Raw genomic sequence first — 20952 nt, 5'->3', positions numbered from 1 at the left:
CCCCCCCCCCACCCCCCCCCCCCCCCCCCCCCCCCCCCCCCCCCCCCCCCCCCCCCCCCCCCCCCCCCCCCCCCCCCCCCCCCCCCCCCCCCCCCCCCCCCCCCCCCCCCCCCCCGCATGGTTTTGAAGTAGCGGCTGTCTATCAGTGCCCCATATCCTGGCGCGCAAACATCTTGACCGCATCGACCGCATTGCTGGTGCCTTCGCTGATCTGGACGATCACCGAGCCTGCCTGATCTGCCAGGTCGACACCCTTGACGGCGTTGTTGCGGGTGTTGTCCATGCTGTCAATGGCCTGGCGGGTTTCGTTCTGGATCACGCCGATCATCTCCGAGATTTCGGCTGTGGAGCGGCTGGTGCGTCCTGCCAGTTGGCGAACCTCATCGGCCACCACCGCAAAACCACGACCCTGATCGCCCGCACGAGCCGCTTCGATTGCAGCGTTCAGTGCCAGCAGATTGGTCTGTTCGGCAATGCTGCGGATGGTGTTGACGATGGTGGTGATCTGCTCTGAGCGTTCGCCCAGTTGCGTGATGATGCGCGACGAGTCCTCGATGTTCACCGAGATCTGGCGCATTTCGGTAGCGGCCTGCTGAATCACCTGGGTTCCCTGCTCGGTGACTTTCTGGGTCTGTACCGATATGTGATAGGCCTGTGCCGCGCTGTTGGCATCGCGTTCATGCTGCTCGACCCGTGAGGTGATGTCCGAGGCGAACTTGATGATCTTCCAGAGCTTCCCGTCGGTGTCGTAAACCGGGTTGTAACTGGCCTCCAGCCAAAGAACATGACCGTGGCGGTTGACGCGCTTGAATTGTCCGCTGAAAAACTCGCCTTTGTTAAGGCGCTTCCAGAAGTCGACATATTCGCTGCTGCTACTGATTTCCTGAGGGCACAACAGGCGGTGATTCTTGCCGATCAGTTCTTTCTCGCTGTAGCCCATCAGGTTGGTCAGGTTGCTGTTGGCGCACAGAATCCGGCCTTCCAGATCGAATTCGATCACGGCCATGGCGCGATCAAGGGCCTGAAGCTTGTTTTTCGCCTCGCTGTCCGCCTGGACCTTGGCCGTGATATCCATCGCGTACTTGACGATTTTCACTGTCTTGCCTGACTCGTCCTTGACAGGGTTATAACTGGCTTCCAGCCATACGGTCTGACCATTACCTGCTACCCGACGGAAAGTTGCGGATACAAATTCTCCGGCGCGCAGGCGTGACCACAACTGACTGTATTCCGCACTGCGCGCGTATTCGGGCAGGCAGAATATCCGGTGCTCTTTACCTACGACATCTTCGCGTCGGTAATGCATGGTTTTCAGGAAGTTGTCATTGGCACTGAGCACGATGCCATTCAGGTCGAATTCGATGGTTGCCATAGAGCGATCAATTGCTTTTAACAGCCAGGCTTGTTGCTCAATAGTCTGTTGGAGGGAGATCAGTTCTTTTTTGTTTGAGTTAAATAGCATGGTGGCTTGGCTCAGGAGGAAGTTGCAATGAAGTTTCCTGTCCTTCGGCCTTTGGTGCGTAGGGCACTCGTGCGTATCCTTCTGCGATGATGGCACTATAGGTGGCACTTCGGGGGTTTGTACAACGGATTATGAAAAAAACGTCCAGATGATAATGATGTTCAACTTTGTAGCTAATACGAGCATTGTTTTGTGTTGGATCACTGAAAAGTTTTATTCAAATGAATGTATTCATGTTTTTGACGCCAATCAAATAACTGGCAGCCTCTCTAATAAAGGCTGCGCCCTGAAATATTGCCTCAGTCCTCGAAACCTGCCTGTTCATGAATTTCGTCCACCTTCAATTCCAGGCGATAGGCCACGGCGATGAACAGCGCCTGACACAGGCAGAGTGTGGCGCTCAACGAGCGGAAGGCGAACGAGCTGCCTTCATTGACCAACAGCACCGAATTGGCCCGCTTGGCCAAAGGCGAGAGGTTGCTGTCAGTGATGATCAGCGTCTTGGCCTGATTGTGCTGGGCGATACGCAGGCAATGCTGGGTTTCCTTGCCGTAGGGCGTGAAGCTGATGGCGATGACCAGATCATTGGCGCGCACGCTGCGCATCTGTTCCCGGTAACTGCCGCCCAGCCCCGAGATCAGGTGAATGCGCTTGTTGGTGTGTTGCAGGTTGTAGACCAGATAATCGGCCACGGCGAACGAGCGTCGCACGCCCACCACGTAGATATTGTCGGCGTTGACCACCAGATCCACGGCCTTCTCGAATTCGTCGTCGTCCAGGTCCGCGCCCAGGCGCTCCAGGCCCGACAGGGTGGCATTCACACATTCACGGGCCAGATCGCCGCCGCGGGCTTTCTGCGACTTGTTGGCAATCATGTTGCGAATGCGTTGCTGGTAATTTTGTACCGGCGTGGTCTTGTGGGTGTAAGCCTCGCGGAACAGCGCCTGCATTTCGCTGAAGCCGCTGAAGCCGAAGCGCTGCGAGAAGCGCACGATGGCTGAAGGATGAACCTCACATTCACGGGCGATATCGCTGATGCGATCGACCATGATCCTGTCGCTCTGCTGGCTCATGTAGCTGGCAATACGTTTGAGCTGACGTGGCAGGCTGTCATATTCATTGGTGATCAGCCGCAGCAGACCTTCGGCACTGGTCGGTGGCGTATCGAGGCCTGTGTCGGGCAGGGAAGGCTGCTCGGTGCTGTTCATATTTCAATCCTTTTTGCTTGTTCTTTAGGGCGCCAGGCGTTGTACGAAAATTGCCGAGTGTCGTTGATTGCGCATTGATCTGGCTGCTTTCGTACAGAGCCTTGAACTATATCTCACCTGCTTGCCAAGTGTGCCAGCACTCCATGCATCCCGTCTTGGAAAAAATATTCCACTTTAAAAAATTATAGAATAATTATTGATTGATGCTGCCGGACGTTTTACGCTCTGTCTCACCAAAGGCATTTCACGCACCGGCTGCGTGACATGCAGGCTGATAAAAATAACAGGAGCCACCATGGGCCAGACTCGCTTTGTCAGTGGGCGTCAGTTGGATCTGATCTGCCTCGGACGCCTTGGCGTCGATCTCTACGCGCAGCAGGTTGGAGCGCGGCTGGAAGATGTCTCAAGCTTTGCCAAGTACCTGGGTGGTTCGTCGGCGAACATCGCCTTCGGCACGGCCCGTCTGGGTCTGAAGTCGGCCATGCTAAGCCGCGTTGGCGATGATCACATGGGGCGTTTTCTCGTTGAAGCACTGGCTCGTGAAGGTTGTGATGTCAGCGCGATCAAGCGTGATCCCGAGCGCCTGACGGCCATGGTGCTGCTGGGCCTGAAAGATCGTGAAACATTTCCGTTGGTGTTCTATCGCGAAAACTGCGCCGACATGGCCCTTCGCGCCGAGGATATCGACGAAGCACAGATTGCCTCCAGCAAGGCTCTGCTGATTACAGGCACGCATTTCTCGACTGAACAAGTCTTCAAGGCTAGCAGCCAGGCGCTGGATTACGCTGAAAAGCACAACGTCAAACGAGTTCTGGATATCGACTACCGGCCTGTCTTGTGGGGGTTGGCTGGCAAGGCCGATGGCGAAACCCGTTTTGTTGCCAACCAGCACGTCAGCCAGCATGTGCAGCGCATCCTGCCGCGTTTTGACCTGATCGTCGGCACGGAAGAAGAGTTTCTTATCGCGGGCGGAACCCAGGACCTGCTCGGTGCATTGCGGGTGGTGCGTGAGCTGACCGCTGCAACCCTGGTGGTCAAGCTCGGGCCGCAAGGCTGCACCGTGATTCACGGTGCTATCCCGGCCCGGCTCGAAGACGGCGCCATTTACCCTGGCGTTCGGGTCGAAGTGCTCAATGTGCTGGGGGCTGGAGACGCCTTCATGTCCGGCTACCTCAGTGGCTGGCTCAAGGACGCCAGCGACGAGCGTTGCTGCCAGTTGGCCAATGCCTGTGGCGGACTGGTGGTTTCGCGTCATGCCTGCGCTCCGGCCATGCCGACACCGGCGGAGCTGGATTACCTGTTCAACAGCCCGGTGCCGATCACCCGGCCGGATCGCGACGTTGCTCTGCAACGCCTGCATCAGGTCAGTGTGCCGCGCAAACAATGGAAGCAGCTCTTCATCTTTGCCTTCGATCATCGCGGGCAACTGGTGGAGCTTGCCCAGCAGGCCGGCCGCGATCCCGGCAGCATCAGTCAGCTCAAACAGCTCTTTATAACCGCTGTCGATCGTGTCGAAGCCGACCTGCGCAAGCGTGGTATCGACGCTGATGTCGGCCTGCTTGCCGACCAGCGATTCGGTCAGGACTCCCTCAATGCTGCCACCGGTCGCGACTGGTGGGTTGCCCGACCAGTGGAGGTGCAGGGTTCCAGGCCGTTGGCGTTCGAGCATGGCCGTTCCATTGGCAGCAATCTGCTGAGCTGGCCTCAGGAGCAGATCATCAAGTGTCTGGTTCAGTATCACCCTGACGATGAGCCGCTTCTGCGCCTGGAGCAGGAAGCCCAGATCAAGGGGCTGTACGAAGCGTCGCAAGTCAGTGGTCATGAGTTGCTGCTGGAAATCATCCCGCCCAAGGACCACCCGTCGACTCATCCGGATGTGATGTACCGCGCCCTGAAGCGTTTGTACAACCTGGGCATCTATCCTGCGTGGTGGAAGATCGAAGCGCAGAGTGCCGAAGTCTGGCAGCAACTGGATGCCTTGATTCAGGAACGTGACCCGTATTGCCGTGGCGTGGTGCTGCTGGGGCTCAATGCTCCGGTCGAACAGCTTGCCGTCGGTTTTGCCCAGGCGCGTCGCAGCACGACCTGCAAGGGATTTGCCGTTGGCCGGACGATTTTCAGAGAGCCGAGTCGTGCCTGGATGAACGGTGAAATCGACGACGCGACCCTGATAAATCAGGTGCAGGGTACGTTTATCTGGTTGATCGAGTCCTGGCGCGAAGCCCGCGCCTGACCCCATCGTCATTGACGCAGTGATAACAACAAGAAAAGGTGCAGCCATGTCTGTTTCCGCATCCAATATCCGCATCGGCATCAATCCGATTTCCTGGAGCAACGACGATTTGCCGGCGCTGGGCGGCGAAACGCCGTTGAGCACGGCCTTGAGCGAGGGCAAGGAGATCGGCTACGAAGGTTTCGAACTCAACGGCAAGTTTCCCAAGGACGCCAAGGGCGTGGGCGATGTGTTGCGCCCTTACGGTCTGGCGCTGGTGTCAGGCTGGTATTCCAGTCGTCTGGCGCGGCGCTCGGTGGCCGAGGAAATCGAAGCCATTACCTCCCATGTACAACTGCTGTCGCAAAACGGTGCTTCGGTGCTGGTGTATGGTGAAGTTGCCGATTCCATTCAGGGGCAGCGTATTCCCCTTGTCGAACGCCCTCGCTTTCACACTGATGCGGCCTGGCGCGAGTATGCCGACAAACTCACGGAGCTGGCGCGCTTCACGCTTTCCCAGGGTGTGCGTCTGGCTTATCACCATCACATGGGCGCCTACGTCGAGTCGCCTCAGGACATTGATCGCCTGATGGCATTGACCGGCCCTGAAGTTGGCCTGCTGTTCGATTCGGGCCATTGCTACATGGGCGGCGGCGAGCCTTTGCAGGTGCTGAGCAAACATATCGACCGCGTCTGTCATGTTCACTTCAAGGATGTACGCAAGCCGGTTGTGCAACTGGCGCGCAACAATCTCTGGAGTTTCCCGGACTGCATCGTCAACGGCACCTTTACGGTGCCTGGCGATGGCGACATCGATTTCTCGGCGCTGCTCAAGGTATTGCTGCAAGCCGATTACAACGGCTGGTTGGTCGTTGAAGCCGAGCAGGACCCTGCTGTTGCCCCCAGTTATGTCTACGCCAAAAAAGGCTATGACACGCTGCGCCAACTGTTGGTGGATGCTCGATAACGGAGGATTGGACAATGAATCTGTTGACTAAAAGCAAGGCCCAAGGACGCGACATCGTCGAATTGCAGGACGGTGCGCTGGAGTATGTAGGCTTCGCCGCTTACCGTCTGGAAACCGGTGAGCGCCTGTCCCTCAATGCCGAAGACAATGAGCTGTGTGTGGTGTTGCTCACCGGGCACGCAAGTGTGAGCGGTGAGGCATTGGGGCAGGGCGCTTTCAGTTGGGAAAACATTGGCGACCGGCACTCGGTCTTTGAAGAGAAGTCGCCTTTCGCCGTGTACCTGCCACCCCACAGTCAGGCACATTTCACCGCACTGGGGCCTGCGCAACTGGCGGTCTGCAAGGCGCCCGGTGACAGCTCCAGGCGAAGCTCGGCGCGCCTTATCACGCCGGACAGCATGAAACGCAGCGTTCGCGGCAAGGGTGCCAATACCCGTTATGTCTGCGACATCCTGCCGGATAATGAACAGGCCCATTCGCTTCTGGTGGTTGAAGTGCGCACGCCGTCCGGGCACTCCTCCAGCTATCCGCCTCACAAGCACGACATGGATAACCTGCCCCACGAGAGCTATCTCGAAGAAACCTATTACCACCTGGTCAACCCGCCTCAGGGTTTCGTCTTCCAGCGGGTGTACACCGACGATCGCAGCATCGATCAGGCCATGGCCGTGGAAAACAACGATCTGGTGACCGTGCCCAAAGGCTATCACCCGGTCAGCGTGCCGTACGGTTACGAGTCGTATTACCTGAACGTGATGGCAGGCCCGACGCGCGCCTGGCATTTCAATAACGACCCGCAGCACAGCTGGTTGCTGGATCTTTAAACCACTTTCGATTTGGAGTCAGTCAGATGAGCGAGTCCCCGGTTATCGGCCATTATATCAACGGCCAGTTGAATAACGGTGATGGCGAGCGTTACAGCGATGTGTTCAATCCGGTCAGCGGCAAGGTTCAGGCGCGGGTTGCCCTGGCCAGCCTCAAGACCATCGACGAAGCGGTCGCCTCGGCCCAGGCTGCTTTCCCCGCCTGGGCGGACCAGTCGTCCCTGCGCCGTGCGCGGGTGATGTTCAAGTTCAAGGAACTGCTGGATAAACATCACGAAGAGCTGGCGCAGATCATTTGTCGCGAGCACGGCAAGGTGCTGTCCGATGCCCGTGGCGAAGTCGTTCGCGGCATTGAAATCGTCGAGTTCGCCTGCGGTGCGCCGAGCCTGCTGAAAAGCGATTTCAGCGACAACATCGGCGGCGGTATCGACAACTGGAACCTGCGTCAGCCACTGGGCGTCTGTGCCGGTGTCACGCCGTTCAACTTTCCGGTGATGGTGCCACTGTGGATGATTCCTCTGGCCTTGGTCACGGGTAACTGTTTCATCCTCAAGCCTTCGGAACGTGACCCTTCGGCGAGCCTGCTGATGGCGCGTCTGCTGAAGGAAGCCGGTTTGCCGGACGGCGTATTCAGCGTCGTGCAGGGCGACAAGGTAGCTGTGGATGGCCTGCTGCAACATCCGGGCATCGAGGCCATTTCCTTTGTGGGGTCGACGCCGATTGCCGAGTACATCCACCAGCAAGGCACTGCCCACGGCAAGCGTGTTCAGGCATTGGGCGGGGCCAAGAACCATATGATCGTGATGCCCGATGCCGATCTGGATCAGGCCGCTGACGCTCTGATCGGCGCGGCCTATGGTTCGGCCGGTGAGCGCTGCATGGCGATCTCCATTGCCGTGGTGGTGGGCGATGTCGGCCAGCAATTGATCGAAAAACTGCTGCCGCGCATCGACCAGCTCAAGGTCGGTGATGGCATGCAGGCCGATTCTGACATGGGGCCGCTGGTCACTGCCGTACATAAAGCCAAGGTCGAGGGCTATATCGATCAGGGCGTCAAGGAAGGAGCGAAGCTGATTGTCGACGGTCGCAACTTCAAGGTGCCAGGTGCCGAGCAAGGGTTCTTCGTCGGTGCAACGTTGTTCGATAACGTCACGCCCCAGATGCAGATCTACAAGGAAGAAATCTTCGGTCCGGTGCTGGGTATCGTCCACGTACCGGATTTCGCCAGCGCCGTGGCGCTGATCAATGCCCATGAGTTCGGCAATGGTGTGTCGTGCTTCACCAGCGACGGCGGCGTGGCCCGTGCCTTTGCCCGCTCCATCAAGGTCGGTATGGTCGGCATCAACGTGCCGATTCCGGTGCCGATGGCCTGGCACTCTTTCGGTGGCTGGAAGCGTTCGCTGTTCGGCGATCACCATGCCTATGGCGAAGAAGGCCTGCGCTTCTACAGCCGCTACAAGAGTGTCATGCAACGCTGGCCGGACAGCATCGCCAAAGGCCCGGAATTCAGCATGCCAACCGCCAAGTAACCTTCAGACAATGGATTGTGGAGAACAATAACAATGAGCCACCCTCTGCGTTTTGCCCTGAATCGTATGGTCGCCCCACGCTTGTCACTGCCGGATTTCGTCGATCTGGCAGTGAAGCTGGGGGCCGATGCAATCGAGATCCGCAACGATCTCAAAGGCATCGAGATCGAAGACGGTACGTCGCCGCAGACCGTCCGCGAACTGTGCGCCTCCAGAGGCGTGCGTGTTTTGTCGATCAATGCCTTGTATCCGTTCGATGTGTGGAATGACGAACGCCGCGCCCAGGCCACGAAGCTGGCGCAATATGCCCGCGATTGTGGCGCCGAAGCCTTGGTGATGTGCCCGCTCAACGACCGCACCGATACGCGCAATGCCGTACAGCGTGCGACAGGCCTGCGCACGGCCTTGAGCGAGCTGGCGCCGATCCTGCGCGAACACGGGATCCTCGGTTTCGTCGAGCCTCTGGGCTTTGAGGAATGTGCGCTGCGCTTCAAGCGTCAGGCGGTGGATGCGATCAGGGCGATTGGCGGGCTGGATGTGTTCCGTCTGGTACATGACACCTTCCATCATCATCTGGCGGGTGAAGTGGAGCTGTTTCCCGAAATGACCGGCCTGGTGCATATCTCGGGTGTCGAAGATGCTCAGGCCCCCCTCAACAGCATTCGCGATGGCCATCGGGTTCTGGTGGGCGATGCGGACATCCTGGGCAACGCCGGGCAGATCGAGCGGCTATTGGCCGGTGGTTACAAGGGGCATCTGTCCTTCGAGCCGTTTGCCGAAAGTGTTCATGCCCTGGACAACATTCCCCAGGCAATCCAACAGAGCATGAGCCATCTGTCCCAATGCTGCCTTCGCGGATAAATCCGCTCCCACACAACCTGTAGGAGCGAATTCATTCGCGAAGAGACAACCACAAGAACAAAGGTGCGAGCATGAGTACAACCCGATTGACCATGGCCCAGGCCCTGGTGAAGTTTCTGGATAACCAGTACGTCGAAGTCGATGGCGTACAGAGCAAGTTCGTCGCCGGGGTTTTCACGATCTTCGGCCATGGCAACGTGCTGGGGATCGGACAGGCGCTGGAGCAGGACAGCGGTGATCTGGTTGTTCATCAAGGCCGTAACGAGCAGGGCATGTGCCATGCCGCCATCGGTTTTGCCAAACAGCATCTACGGCGCAAGATTTACGCCTGCACTTCTTCGGTCGGTCCGGGCGCTGCCAATATGCTGACCGCCGCCGCAACCGCTTCGGCCAACCGTATTCCTTTGCTGTTACTGCCGGGCGATGTCTATGCCAGTCGTCAGCCTGACCCGGTGCTGCAACAGATCGAACAATTCCACGACCTGAGCATTAGCACCAACGATGCCTTCAAGGCTGTCAGCAAATACTGGGATCGCATCAATCGCCCTGAGCAATTGATGAGTGCTGCGCTCAGCGCCATGCGGGTACTGACCGATCCGGCCGAGACCGGCGCCGTGACCCTGGCCTTGCCTCAGGATGTACAGGCCGAAGCCTACGATTACCCTGACAGCTTCCTGCAGAAACGTGTACACCGTATCGACCGCCGCCCGCCAAGCCGGGCCATGCTCGATGACGCGCTGGCATTGCTCAAGGGCAAGCGCAAGCCTTTGCTGATCTGTGGCGGCGGAGTGCGTTACTCCGGTGCTGCCCAGGCTTTGCAGGCATTTGCCGAACGTTTTGCAATTCCTTTTGCAGAAACCCAGGCAGGCAAGAGCGCGATTATTTCGGCGCACCCGCTGAACATGGGTGGCATCGGTGAAACCGGAACCCTGGCCGCCAACCAGTTGGCCAAGGAAGCGGATCTGATCATTGGCGTCGGCACGCGCTACAGCGACTTCACCACCGCGTCGAAATGGCTGTTCCAGAATCCGGACGTACAGTTTCTCAACCTCAATGTCGGTGCCTTCGACGTGCAGAAACTGGACGGTGTGCAGGTGCTGGCAGATGCCAGGGAAGCCTTGCAGGCCCTGCATCAGGATTTGCAGGCCAGCGACTACCACGCAGCCTGGGGCGACGCCCCCAAACGTGCCAGGGCCGAGCTGGATGCTGAAGTCGACCGCATTTATGCCGCCGAATACCAGACCCAGGATTTCACTCCTGAAATCAATGATCACATGGACCCGGCCGTACTGCGCGAATTCATCGAATTGACCGGTTCCTGCCTGACCCAGAGCGCTGTGCTGGGCGTGCTCAATCACAGCCTGCCCGAAGACGCGATCATCGTTGCAGCCGCAGGCAGCCTGCCGGGCGACTTGCAGCGGGCCTGGCGCAGTACCGGAGTCGATACCTATCACGTCGAGTACGGCTATTCCTGCATGGGCTACGAGGTCAATGCGGCACTGGGCGTCAAACTGGCCGCGCCGCAGCGGGAAGTCTTCGCACTGGTGGGAGACGGCTCCTACATGATGTTGCACTCGGAACTGGCGACCTCGGTTCAGGAGCGGCGCAAGATCAATATCGTGCTGCTGGACAACATGACCTTCGGTTGCATCAACAACCTGCAGATGGGCAACGGCATGAACAGCTTCGGCACCGAGTTCCGTTTCCGTAACCCGGAAACCGGTCTGCTCGATGGTGGCTTCGTGCCGGTGGACTTTGCCATGAGCGCAGCAGCCTATGGTTGCAAGACCTACAAGGTCAGCACCCTTGAGCAACTGCGCGAGGCCCTGGCGGATGCGCAACGGCAGACGGTTTCGACCCTGATCGATATCAAGGTTCTGCCCAAGACCATGATCCATAACTACCTGTCCTGGTGGCGAGTAGGCGTGGCCGAGGTATCCACTACCGGCACCACTGCGCAAGTGTACGAAAAGCTCAACAAGGAACTGGCCAAGGCCCGTCAATATTGATTGCGGTTATTCATTCGGAACACATTCAACAGGAGCACTGCAATGGCTTTGAAATTAGGCGTAATCGGTACTGGCGCAATCGGTCGTGATCACATCCGGCGTTGCAGCAAGACCCTGCTGGGCAGTCAGGTGGTGGCTGTCACCGATATCAATCTCGAACAGGCGGCAAATGTGGTTCGTGAACTGGATATCACAGCCGAGGTCTATGCCGACGGTCATGCGCTGATCGCTGCGCCCGATGTCGAGGCCATTCTGGTGACCTCATGGGGGCCGACCCATGAGGAATTCGTGCTGGCGGCGATTGCCGCAGGCAAGCCAGTGTTCTGCGAAAAGCCCCTTGCGGTTACCGCAGAAGGCTGCCGTCGTATCGTCGATGCTGAAATCGCGTTCGGTAAACGTCTGGTGCAAGTGGGCTTCATGCGTCCTTATGACGAAGGCTACCGTGCCCTGAAGTCGGTGATCGACAGCGGCCGGATCGGCGAGCCATTGATGTTGCACTGTGCCCACCGTAACCCGACCGTGGGCGAGAACTACAAGACCGACATGGCAATCACCGACACCCTGATCCACGAGATCGACGTGCTGCGCTGGTTGCTCGACGATGATTACGTTTCAGTGCAAGTGGTATTCCCGCGCAAGTCCTCCAAGGCGCTGGCGCACCTGAAGGACCCGCAGATCGTGCTGCTGGAAACCGCCAGGGGAACCCGCATCGACGTCGAGGTCTTCGTCAACTGCCAGTACGGTTATGACATCCAGTGTGAAGTGGTGGGCGAGAGAGGCATTGCCAGGCTGCCGGAGCCTTCGCAAGTGCAGTTGCGCAGCGAAGCCAAGCTGTCGAATGCCATCCTGATGGATTGGAAGGATCGTTTTATCGCGGCCTATGATGTCGAATTGCAGGCTTTCATCGATGGTGTAAATGCCGGTAAAGTCGGTGGGCCTTCAGCCTGGGATGGCTATGCCGCTGCCGTGACCGCCGACGCCTGCGTCGAGGCGCAGCGCAGTGGGGCAATCGTGCCGGTGACCCTGGCCGCTCGTCCCGAGTTCTACGGCTGAAAAAGTGTTGTTAGAGATAACAACAATAAAAGGAGAACTTCATGCGAATAGGATTGGTGGGCTACGGAAAGGGCGGGCGTTATTTTCATGCAACGCTGCTCTCGAGTTTGCCCGGTGCAACATTTGTGGGGGTCGTTACCCGCTCACCCGAGCGGCGGCAGGAAGTGACCAACGATCATCCCGATGTCGCGACCTTCGATACTCTGGCCGATCTGGTCGCAGCCGGTGTCGATGCTGTGGTGATATCCACGCCGCTGGCTTCCCGACGCGCCCTGATACTGGAAGCCATCGAGTTGGGCGTGAATGTCGTCAGTGACAAACCCTTTTCCGATGACGCTGCCCAGGCCCGTGAGTTTGTAGACGCGGCAAAGCGGCGGGGCGTGCAGCTCAGTGTCTATCAGAACCGGCGCTGGGACTCGGACTTTCTGACAGTGCGCAAGCTGATCGATAACGACGTGCTCGGCTCCATCAGTCTTTTTGAGTCCAGCATCGAACGCTATTCACCACGGTCCGTGGGCAAGACCAGCGGTGGTGGTCTGTTGCGTGACCTTGGCAGTCATCTGGTAGATCAGGCACTGGTGCTGTTCGGCCCGGCCAGCCGGGTATATGCCGAATTGCAGTTTTCCGCACCCGATGCACCGGACCACGCCTTTTTCATTTCCCTGATCCATGCCAGCGGTGTCGTTTCGCACCTGACCGGCAGTTGCCTGCAAAACACTCCGCGGCCGCGCTTCAGGGTCAGCGGTACGCAGGGTTGCTACAGCGTCGAAGGCCTGGACGGCCAGGAGGAGGCCGCGCTGGCGGGCCTGACGCCAAGTTCCGAAGGCGAGCGCTGGGGCGTCGAGGAGCATCGACGCTGGGGCTGGTTCGAGCAGGGTGATCACCGCGAGCGGGTTCCTTCGGAGCAGGGGTGCTGGCTTGAATTCTATCGACAGTTGCAGGATTCCATTGACGCAAACGGTCGCAATCCTGTGGATGCTGACGATGCAGTCGCTACGGCCGTTGTGCTGGACGCAGCACGCTTGAGTGCGAAGGAAGGGCGAGTGATTGCCTTGTAAGTAACCTGTTTTTGCGTGAACACATACAAGCCCTGGTTCTCTCTGGAGAGAGCCGGGGCTTGCTGCAATCGACATTTGGAGAGGTTGAAATAAAAAATAGAATAAAATTCTAAAATGAGTTGAATTGGAAAATATTTTCCAATAAAGTCGTTTTCAGGTTGCCGACTATCGAATCACCTGTGTTGTCAGATCCGTCTGAAGGTCACAGGGAACAAGCAAACAAAAACAAGACAAAGATAGGTACCGTCGATGAAAACCCCTACCCGAGGCCTAAAGGCCAAGCGTTCTGCCCCCTCGTCATTCTGGATCTCTGTCATGGAGCGATTTCTTACGCTCGTCGCACGCGGCATGTGCGTCCAGCACAAGGATGCGCAACTGTTCTGCATACCCGGTGCTACGGGTGTTCGTCTGCCGAAATAAACCGCTCTTCGCTACGTCGTTACCAAGTCTGAACAACAACAAGAATTTGGAGACAGACCTTTATGAAGACCAAGATTCGTTTCACTTCGCTGGCTTTGGCCTTGATGCTGGGCAGTGGCACTGCACTGGCCGATATCAAGATCGGCGTTGCCATGTCGCAGTTCGATGACACCTGGCTGACCTATCTGCGTGAAGACATGGGCGCCCACGCCAAGACCCTGCCTGATGATGTAAAGCTGCAGTTCGTCGATGCCCGTGCAGACGTAAACAAGCAGATCGATCAGGTTCAGGAGCTCATCGGCAAGAAAGTCGACGCTCTGATCGTAAACCCCGTGGATACGGCAGCTACCGCCCGCATCACAAAATCTGCCACGGCGGCCGGCATTCCACTGGTGTACGTCAATCGCCGTCCTGATGATCCCAAGTTGCCCGAAGGCGTCGCTACCGTGACCTCCGATGACATCGAGGCGGGCCGGATGCAAATGCAATACATCGCCGAAAAACTGGGCGGCAAGGGCAACGTCATGATCCTGCTGGGGGACCTGGCCAACAACTCGACCCAGAATCGCACCAAAGGCATCAAAGAGGTGCTGAGCAAGTATCCCGACATCAAGATCGATCAGGAGCAGACCGGCATCTGGTTGCGTCAGAAAGGTATGGACCTGACCAACGACTGGATCACCCAGGGAAGGGCATTCAACGCGGTGCTGGCCAATAACGACGAAATGGCGATTGGTGCCGCCATGGCCCTGAAACAGGCTGGCGTCAAATCAGGCAGTGTACTTGTCGCCGGTGTGGACGGTACGCCCGATGGCCTGAATGCCGTGAAACGGGGCGATCTGGCGGTATCTGTCTTTCAGGATGCCAAGGAGCAGGCCATTGGCGCGATCAATGCCTCTGTGAAGCTGGCCAAAAAGGAAAAGGTCGAGCCGCAGGCCATTTTGATTCCGTATCGCCTCATCACGCCTGAAAACGTCGATACCTTCAAATCAAAATAGTGAACATGCCAGGGAGGGCTTGCAGCGTACCCCTCCCACAGCTTGTTGCTTGAGGAGTTTGTGATCATGTTCGGTTCCGCTACTGCTACCCGCCATGTCCAGCGCGATACGCCGTCCGCTGCCCGTGTCGATGATCGTGTCGCCACTGACGTTCCATCCCCTTATCTGTTGGAAATCAGCAATATCAGCAAGGGCTTTCCGGGCGTCATCGCTCTCAATGATGTGCAGTTACGGGTACGTCCCGGCACTGTGCTGGCCTTGATGGGCGAGAATGGTGCCGGCAAGTCGACCCTGATGAAAATCATTGCCGGGATCTATCAGCCCGACGCCGGCGAGATACGCCTGCGGGGCAATCCTATCCGCTTCGATACACCTCTGGCCGCCTTGCAGGCGGGTATCGCGATGATCCATCAGGAATTGAACCTGATGCCATTCATGAGCATTGCCGAGAATATCTGGATCGGCCGCGAACAACTCAACAGCCTGCACATGGTCGATCACCGGGAAATGTACCGCTGCACCGCCGATCTGCTGGAGCGCTTGCGCATCAAGCTCGACCCGCAGGAGCTGGTCGGCAACCTGAGCATTGCCGAGCGGCAGATGGTGGAGATTGCCAAGGCGGTTTCCTATGACTCCGACATCCTCATCATGGACGAGCCGACGTCTGCCATTACCGAGACGGAAGTCGCCCACCTGTTTTCGATCATTGCCGACTTGCGGGCCCAGGGCAAAGGCATCATTTACATCACCCACAAGATGAGTGAGGTGTTTGAAATTGCCGATGAAGTGGCGGTGTTCCGGGACGGTGCCTATATCGGCCTGCAACGCGCCGAAAGCATGGACGGCGACAGCCTGATCTCGATGATGGTCGGGCGCGAACTGACCCAGCTCTTTCCCGAGCGTGAAAAGCCGATTGGCGACCTGCTGCTGTCGGTACGTGACCTGAGTCTGGACGGTGTATTCCAGGGCGTGTCCTTTGACCTGCATGCCGGCGAAATTCTCGGCATCGCCGGGCTGATGGGCTCCGGCAGGACCAATGTGGCCGAAACCCTGTTCGGTATCTCACCCAGCCAGGGCGGCGAAATACAGCTTGATGGTGTTCCGGTGCGTATTACCGATCCGCATCAGGCCATTGAAAAAGGCTTCGCGTTACTGACCGAGGATCGCAAGCTTACTGGTCTGTTTCCCTGCCTGTCGGTCATGGAAAACATGGAAATGGCCGTTCTGGCCAACTACGCCGGCAATGGTTTCGTCCAGCAGAAGGCTCTGCGAGCGCTGTGTGAAGACATGTGCAAGAAGCTGCGCGTCAAGACGCCTTCTCTGGAACAGTGCATCGATACGCTTTCAGGCGGCAATCAGCAGAAGGCATTGCTGGCGCGCTGGCTGATGACCAACCCCAGAATCCTGATTCTCGATGAGCCGACCCGTGGCATCGATGTGGGGGCCAAGGCAGAAATCTATCGCCTGATTTCTTTCCTGGCTGGCGAAGGCATGGCTGTCATCATGATTTCCTCCGAGTTGCCCGAAGTGCTGGGTATGAGTGACCGGGTCATGGTCATGCATGAAGGCGAAATGATGGGCATCCTCGACCGAAGTGAGGCTACCCAGGAAAAAGTCATGCATCTGGCTTCCGGCCATTTGGTTCACTGAGTTCGCCTGGCCGGGCTCGCGCAGAAGAAGAACAAGAGGGTAATCAAAATGAGCAACGCGATCTTGCAAAACAAACCGGCCCTGGCGCCGACCAAGAGCAAACGGCGGCTGCCTACCGAACTGAGTATTTTCCTGGTGCTGATCGGCATCGGGCTGATCTTCGAGTTGTTTGGCTGGATCGTTCGTGACCAGAGCTTCCTGCTCAACTCCCAGCGACTGGTCCTGATGATTCTGCAAGTCTCCATCATCGGTCTGCTGGCCATCGGCGTCACTCAGGTCATCATCACCACCGGTATCGATCTTTCGTCCGGCTCGGTGCTGGCCTTGTCGGCGATGATTGCTGCCAGTCTGGCGCAGACATCGGATTTTTCCCGCGCAGTCTTTCCCTCGCTCACTGACCTGCCGGTCTGGATACCGGTGGTCGTTGGGCTGGGTGTCGGATTGCTGGCCGGGGCGATCAACGGCAGCATCATTGCCATCACCGGGATCCCGCCCTTCATTGCCACGCTGGGCATGATGGTGTCTGCCCGCGGGCTGGCGCGTTTCTACACCGAAGGCCAGCCGGTCAGCATGCTTTCGGATTCCTATACCGCCATTGGCCAGGGAGCGATGCCGGTTATTATCTTCCTCGTCGTCGCGGTGATCTTTCACATAGCCTTGCGCTACACCAAGTACGGCAAGTACACCTATGCCATCGGCGGCAACATGCAGGCGGCACGCACCTCGGGTATCAACGTCAAGCGTCATCTGGTCATCGTCTACAGCATTGCCGGCCTGCTGGCGGGGCTTGCCGGTGTCGTGGCTTCGGCACGGGCGGCGACAGGGCAGGCGGGGATGGGCATGTCCTATGAACTGGATGCCATTGCCGCAGCCGTGATCGGCGGTACCAGCCTGGCCGGTGGCGTCGGGCGCATTACCGGCACCGTCATCGGTGCGCTGATCCTGGGCGTCATGGCCAGCGGGTTCACCTTTGTCGGCGTGGATGCCTATGTCCAGGACATCATCAAGGGCCTGATCATTGTGGTTGCGGTGGTAATCGATCAATATCGCAACAAGCGTAAAGCCAAGCGCTGATAGTGGATGTGTAGCGCAAAGGGCCTGTTGAGGCCCTTTTGTGCTTGAACTGAATCCTGAAAGCAGAGTCAGAGGCTCTCAGGCGGGTTTCAAGGCCGGATTTCAGGGGCAATCCATGCAGTTGTGGTACAAAAACCCTTCATTTGTATTGCCGACGGGCCAAGCCGGCCTTAGACTGCCGCCCCTCGTAAATTGAGTGCCTGGTGGCGCTTGGAGATCATGGCGCTTTTACGGCAACGTTGAGCCGCTCCTCAATGCACGTTTTTTTATAGAGAAATAAATGACAAAGGAAAAGTTGCTGGCCATGCCGGCCGATGACTACATGAATGCTGAACAGCATGCTTTCTTCGTCGAGCTGTTGCAGGCCATGAAGGTTGAAATCCATGAGCGTATCGAGCAAAGCCGCATTGCTATCGAGAGCCTGGACACCCCGGCCGACCCTGCCGATGCTGCTTCGGTAGAAGAAGAGCGTCATTGGCTGGTCAATGTCATCGACCGCGATCAGCGTATGCTGCCCCAGCTGGAAATGGCCTTGTCGCGCATTGCCGATGACACCTTTGGCTGGTGCGACGACAGCGGCGAGCCTATTGGCCTCAAGCGCCTGCTGATCAGCCCGACGACCAAATATTGCATCGAGGCGCAAGAGCGCCACGAGCAGATCGACAAGCACCAGCGCCAGGCCTGATTCACAGGCTGGAGTGAGGTGTCACCAGACCGGGAGGCTATTTTAGCCTCCCGGTTTTCTTGCGCCTGTAATTTATGAGGATCACGAAAGAGAGTTGATCAGTGGTTTAAAACTTCTATGTTTATTTTGTAGATTTTGTTTTTCTTGTTTGTTGCGGTATTTATTTATTGTTTATTTAGAGTAGTACTGATCCAGTTTGTAGGATCGCTCTGTAAATCTCTCCGTTGCTTGACTGTTTCGTGTTGCTGAGCAAGCTATTTAATCAATTGTATTGAAAATCATTAAATGGCAGTCATACGAAATGGTTGTTTTCTACGGATGGATGGAAGATGAAAAATACATGGACGGTTAATAAGGGGGCTGCGGTTTCTGACACGGCAGTGCTACGTGTTACGGTGCGTGCAGGCCTTTTCTTCGATGGTACAGGCAATAATCGCGTCAATAGCCAGATAGGGGCTGACTGTCGGGCCATGATGGAGGTCAATGCCCATAAACACATTGTCGAATGTTCGGGCAGGCACACCGACCCCAATAGCAGTTATAGCAACGATCTGAGTAATATCGCCCGCCTGGTTGCACTTTATCGCCATCAATATGTGGCCAGGAACGATGGGCAGGGGTTGAAAGCTTATTGGCCCGTTTATATCAGTGGCGCGGGAACAACTTCCGGAGCCGGTGATTCTCTTTGGCCGGGGCAAAGTTTTGGCCGTGGTACGACAGGCGTTACCGCCAAGGCCGAGCATGCAATCAAAAAGCTTGGTTCCCGTCTCAAGGCGTTTACGCTCGATAATCCCGGTTGTGTCATTGAAGCCCTTGAACTGGATATCTTCGGTTTCAGTCGCGGCGCGGCCTCGGCCCGGCATTTCATCAACGAGGTCCTGAAGCAGGCTCAGGGGGCGCTTGAGCCGGTCCTGGCAAGTCGCAAGGTCCCCTTGAGTGCGGATTTCGGCTGGGAGAGTGGCAGTGTGAGGCTCAAGGTTATCGGCCTGTTCGATACAGTGGCCGCCATTGGCAGCTTCCGGGATTTCTACAATGCCCGCGACTCTGCCAGCAACCGGGTCAATCTGTATTTGCCACCGGGCTGTGCCCAGCAGGTACTGCATCTGGTCGCGCGTGATGAGTCACGACGCAACTTTGCGCTCAACAGCATCGTCCCTGACTGGAGCCGGGAGATCGTGCTGCCGGGAGCCCATGCCGATATTGGCGGTGGTTATCATCCACAGATGGAAGAAAAACTGCTGTTGACCCGGCCTCGCATGAGCATGCTCTGCCAGGACACCTCCTGTGAGTCGAGCACTGCCTGGTTACAGGCGCAGCAAGACTTGCAGGCGCTGGATGCCGGACAGTGGATCGACCCTCTGGACCGCCAGGCCTCGTTGCAGGTGGAGTGTTGCGAAACCTATGGTCGTGCGCATACTGCCGCTTTCGGGCTCAAGACGGTGGTGGCTGCTGCCTGTTTACGTCGCCAGGTGTTCGGGCATTTGTCGCGGGTTTATCTGCGGGTCATGCATGCGCTGGCCTGCGACGAAGGCGTGCCGTTCGAGCCGGTTCCCGACACCGCAGAGTTGCGACTCGCTCCTGAACTCGAAGGTGTCTGCCGCAAGTTGATCAGCTATGCCCGCGGCGGTGCCTATACCCTGGACGAGCAGGAAGAGCGCCTGCTGCGCTGGCGCTACATTCATCACTCGGCTCACTGGAATGCGATCATAGGCCGGGTCGGCAGCTTCAGTGATGCCGTATTCGTGCATGCGCCAGAGCCGGGAGGGCGTGTCCGGTATCCCAATACGAATCAGGCTGGATACCGGCATTGACGTGCAGGTGTCATGGGCTCTTGTGCAGCAACACATTCAGTTCGTCGACCACAGGAGCCCAGTCGGCATCTTCGCGAAGCTCTTCCTTCAGGAATCGGGCCTGTTGGGGTGTCCAGAATTCGGCGTCGATCAGTTTCACGTTGTCAGGCAGCGAGTGGTTGGCAATGAAGTTCTGGATGCTATCCTCATCCGAGTCGAGGCCCAGTTGGGAGAACAGGTTGGGCAGCGAGTGGGTTGGCAGTTCCATGTCATCTCCTTGGCTACAGAGGGGGCTTTGTCCTTCATCGGAGTGCCGAGGATGGACAAGAGTTCGACGAACCTTTTATTGATCCTGCGACAGATGCTAATGTTCTGTCTCGCGTGCCCAATGGCGCCACTTTTCCTGCCCCTGATATCTCTCTGTACAAAAGGTATATATGCCGCTGGCGTTGTCTGTCGGTAGAATCCGCCTCCAGCCTGCCCGGCAGGGTGGCGACCATGGAATCATCGCTCGCAGTTTCAGTGCGTGTCAGCAGGTATTTCAGCCGCTCCAGCGGCTTGTATGGATGCTTATTTTTTGACTGTCCTGGCTTTGTCAGGCAGCTTTATTTTCATGTTCGAGGATTTGTACATTGGCTGTAAGTAACCTGGATACCCATTCTCTGTTTGTGCTCGGTGATCTACGTGCGCAGTTGGTCAAGCAGTTCCAGTCACGTTTTGTCTATGTCACCGAGCAGTCGCCCGATGGCATCTACATGTCTGAAATCGATACCGAAACAGCGCTGGTAGTCGATGACAAGCCGCGCCTTGAACTCAAGGTGGGCGACCATTTTCGCGCCTCGGTCCTGCCCAGTCGTGAGGGTGGAAAGTTCGAATTGAAGTTCCGTGATATCAAATTCACCGTCTACGGGCTGGGCGATTACGCCTATGTCGATATTCCCGAAGGCCACGGGATTGTCTTCAAGGAAGGTCATGGCGTGTTCATGGTCTTTGCGGCCAATGAACAATTGCAGGGTGGTTTGAGCAAGCCCCTGAAAGCGGCCATCGGCAAGGCTGCCAAGTGGCGCAAGGGTGAGCTGACCTTCAAGGCCAGCGAGTGACGAAAGCCTGGGTGTGAGTCTTCGCGAGCAGGGCCGCCCGCGAAGTGATCAA

The 20952-nt window shown here is 57.4% G+C and carries 16 protein-coding genes and 2 pseudogenes; 14 read left to right on the top strand and 4 right to left on the bottom strand.

Going from position 1 to position 20952, the window contains the following annotated elements; translation table 11 throughout:
* Positions 1 to 142: 142 nt before the first annotated feature.
* The 3 genes and pseudogenes from Q6A51_RS27655 to Q6A51_RS23760 form a co-directional block, all read right to left on the bottom strand.
* Positions 143 to 580: pseudogene (locus tag Q6A51_RS27655) on the bottom strand (methyl-accepting chemotaxis protein); the annotation flags it as partial.
* Between the two features lie 108 nt (positions 581 to 688).
* A pseudogene (locus Q6A51_RS27650) lies at positions 689 to 1462 on the bottom strand (PAS domain-containing protein); the annotation flags it as partial.
* Positions 1463 to 1761: 299 nt separating this feature from the next.
* Positions 1762 to 2670, bottom strand: a complete 909-nt coding sequence (locus tag Q6A51_RS23760) for a MurR/RpiR family transcriptional regulator (protein ID WP_201006716.1) — start codon at positions 2668 to 2670, stop codon at positions 1762 to 1764.
* Positions 2671 to 2965: 295 nt separating this feature from the next.
* Between Q6A51_RS23760 and Q6A51_RS23755 the strand changes: the two genes are divergently transcribed.
* The 13 genes from Q6A51_RS23755 (at position 2966) to Q6A51_RS23695 (ending at position 19821) form a co-directional block, all read left to right on the top strand.
* The gene (locus tag Q6A51_RS23755; RefSeq protein ID WP_201020492.1) at positions 2966 to 4903 is read left to right on the top strand and encodes a bifunctional 5-dehydro-2-deoxygluconokinase/5-dehydro-2-deoxyphosphogluconate aldolase; all 1938 of its coding nucleotides are present in this window, start codon (positions 2966 to 2968) and stop codon (positions 4901 to 4903) included.
* Between the two features lie 46 nt (positions 4904 to 4949).
* Positions 4950 to 5849: a myo-inosose-2 dehydratase gene (iolE, locus tag Q6A51_RS23750; protein WP_201020491.1), complete on the top strand. Its 900-nt coding sequence runs from the start codon at positions 4950 to 4952 to the stop codon at positions 5847 to 5849.
* 14 nt (positions 5850 to 5863) lie between these two features.
* Complete coding sequence (gene iolB, locus Q6A51_RS23745; protein WP_304575868.1) at positions 5864 to 6673, top strand: 5-deoxy-glucuronate isomerase; 810 nt, start codon at positions 5864 to 5866, stop codon at positions 6671 to 6673.
* A gap of 26 nt (positions 6674 to 6699) precedes the next feature.
* Positions 6700 to 8202: a CoA-acylating methylmalonate-semialdehyde dehydrogenase gene (locus tag Q6A51_RS23740; protein ID WP_201020489.1), complete on the top strand. Its 1503-nt coding sequence runs from the start codon at positions 6700 to 6702 to the stop codon at positions 8200 to 8202.
* Between the two features lie 33 nt (positions 8203 to 8235).
* Positions 8236 to 9063 (top strand): TIM barrel protein, encoded by an 828-nt coding sequence (locus Q6A51_RS23735; protein WP_304575867.1) that lies wholly within the window; start codon positions 8236 to 8238, stop codon positions 9061 to 9063.
* Positions 9064 to 9134: 71 nt separating this feature from the next.
* Positions 9135 to 11072, top strand: a complete 1938-nt coding sequence (gene iolD, locus Q6A51_RS23730; RefSeq protein WP_304575866.1) for a 3D-(3,5/4)-trihydroxycyclohexane-1,2-dione acylhydrolase (decyclizing) — start codon at positions 9135 to 9137, stop codon at positions 11070 to 11072.
* A gap of 42 nt (positions 11073 to 11114) precedes the next feature.
* Complete coding sequence (locus tag Q6A51_RS23725; RefSeq protein ID WP_304575865.1) at positions 11115 to 12125, top strand: Gfo/Idh/MocA family protein; 1011 nt, start codon at positions 11115 to 11117, stop codon at positions 12123 to 12125.
* Positions 12126 to 12166: 41 nt separating this feature from the next.
* Positions 12167 to 13183: a Gfo/Idh/MocA family protein gene (locus Q6A51_RS23720; RefSeq protein WP_304575864.1), complete on the top strand. Its 1017-nt coding sequence runs from the start codon at positions 12167 to 12169 to the stop codon at positions 13181 to 13183.
* 482 nt (positions 13184 to 13665) lie between these two features.
* Positions 13666 to 14601 (top strand): sugar ABC transporter substrate-binding protein, encoded by a 936-nt coding sequence (locus Q6A51_RS23715; protein ID WP_201020484.1) that lies wholly within the window; start codon positions 13666 to 13668, stop codon positions 14599 to 14601.
* Positions 14602 to 14667: 66 nt separating this feature from the next.
* A complete protein-coding gene (locus Q6A51_RS23710) occupies positions 14668 to 16251 on the top strand; it encodes a sugar ABC transporter ATP-binding protein (protein ID WP_304575863.1) in 1584 nt (527 codons plus the stop codon).
* 48 nt (positions 16252 to 16299) lie between these two features.
* Entirely contained in the window at positions 16300 to 17325 is a 1026-nt protein-coding gene (locus Q6A51_RS23705) for an ABC transporter permease (protein ID WP_201006697.1), read from the top strand.
* A 280-nt stretch (positions 17326 to 17605) separates the two neighbouring features.
* Positions 17606 to 18010 carry a TraR/DksA family transcriptional regulator gene (locus tag Q6A51_RS23700; protein WP_025259414.1) on the top strand — a complete coding sequence of 135 codons (405 nt, stop codon included), beginning with the start codon at positions 17606 to 17608 and terminating at the stop codon, positions 18008 to 18010.
* A 329-nt stretch (positions 18011 to 18339) separates the two neighbouring features.
* Positions 18340 to 19821: a T6SS phospholipase effector Tle1-like catalytic domain-containing protein gene (locus Q6A51_RS23695; protein WP_304575862.1), complete on the top strand. Its 1482-nt coding sequence runs from the start codon at positions 18340 to 18342 to the stop codon at positions 19819 to 19821.
* A gap of 10 nt (positions 19822 to 19831) precedes the next feature.
* Here the strand turns inward: Q6A51_RS23695 and Q6A51_RS23690 are convergent, their stop codons facing one another.
* A complete protein-coding gene (locus Q6A51_RS23690; RefSeq protein ID WP_201006693.1) occupies positions 19832 to 20068 on the bottom strand; it encodes a DUF2789 domain-containing protein in 237 nt (78 codons plus the stop codon).
* 364 nt (positions 20069 to 20432) lie between these two features.
* Here Q6A51_RS23690 and Q6A51_RS23685 point away from each other — a divergent pair, with 364 nt between their 5' ends.
* Positions 20433 to 20900: a hypothetical protein gene (locus tag Q6A51_RS23685; protein ID WP_201006691.1), complete on the top strand. Its 468-nt coding sequence runs from the start codon at positions 20433 to 20435 to the stop codon at positions 20898 to 20900.
* Positions 20901 to 20952 lie beyond the last annotated feature (52 nt).

This window comes from Pseudomonas serbiensis, from assembly GCF_030580745.1.
In the GTDB taxonomy this organism is placed as follows: Bacteria; Pseudomonadota; Gammaproteobacteria; order Pseudomonadales; family Pseudomonadaceae; genus Aquipseudomonas; species Aquipseudomonas serbiensis.
The sequence above is the reverse complement of the archived record's forward strand: the minus strand, read 5'-3'. Positions and strand labels throughout refer to the sequence as shown.

Bases quoted from the DNA above. Each gene is read 5' to 3' on its own strand.
- Q6A51_RS23760 (WP_201006716.1), bottom strand. From the start codon at position 2,670: ATGAACAGCACCGAGCAGCCTTCCCTGCCCGACACAGGCCTCGATACG.
- Q6A51_RS23755 (WP_201020492.1), top strand. From the start codon at position 2,966: ATGGGCCAGACTCGCTTTGTCAGTGGGCGTCAGTTGGATCTGATCTGC.
- iolE (WP_201020491.1), top strand. From the start codon at position 4,950: ATGTCTGTTTCCGCATCCAATATCCGCATCGGCATCAATCCGATTTCC.
- iolB (WP_304575868.1), top strand. From the start codon at position 5,864: ATGAATCTGTTGACTAAAAGCAAGGCCCAAGGACGCGACATCGTCGAA.
- Q6A51_RS23740 (WP_201020489.1), top strand. From the start codon at position 6,700: ATGAGCGAGTCCCCGGTTATCGGCCATTATATCAACGGCCAGTTGAAT.
- Q6A51_RS23735 (WP_304575867.1), top strand. From the start codon at position 8,236: ATGAGCCACCCTCTGCGTTTTGCCCTGAATCGTATGGTCGCCCCACGC.
- iolD (WP_304575866.1), top strand. From the start codon at position 9,135: ATGAGTACAACCCGATTGACCATGGCCCAGGCCCTGGTGAAGTTTCTG.
- Q6A51_RS23725 (WP_304575865.1), top strand. From the start codon at position 11,115: ATGGCTTTGAAATTAGGCGTAATCGGTACTGGCGCAATCGGTCGTGAT.
- Q6A51_RS23720 (WP_304575864.1), top strand. From the start codon at position 12,167: ATGCGAATAGGATTGGTGGGCTACGGAAAGGGCGGGCGTTATTTTCAT.
- Q6A51_RS23715 (WP_201020484.1), top strand. From the start codon at position 13,666: ATGAAGACCAAGATTCGTTTCACTTCGCTGGCTTTGGCCTTGATGCTG.
- Q6A51_RS23710 (WP_304575863.1), top strand. From the start codon at position 14,668: ATGTTCGGTTCCGCTACTGCTACCCGCCATGTCCAGCGCGATACGCCG.
- Q6A51_RS23705 (WP_201006697.1), top strand. From the start codon at position 16,300: ATGAGCAACGCGATCTTGCAAAACAAACCGGCCCTGGCGCCGACCAAG.
- Q6A51_RS23700 (WP_025259414.1), top strand. From the start codon at position 17,606: ATGACAAAGGAAAAGTTGCTGGCCATGCCGGCCGATGACTACATGAAT.
- Q6A51_RS23695 (WP_304575862.1), top strand. From the start codon at position 18,340: ATGAAAAATACATGGACGGTTAATAAGGGGGCTGCGGTTTCTGACACG.
- Q6A51_RS23690 (WP_201006693.1), bottom strand. From the start codon at position 20,068: ATGGAACTGCCAACCCACTCGCTGCCCAACCTGTTCTCCCAACTGGGC.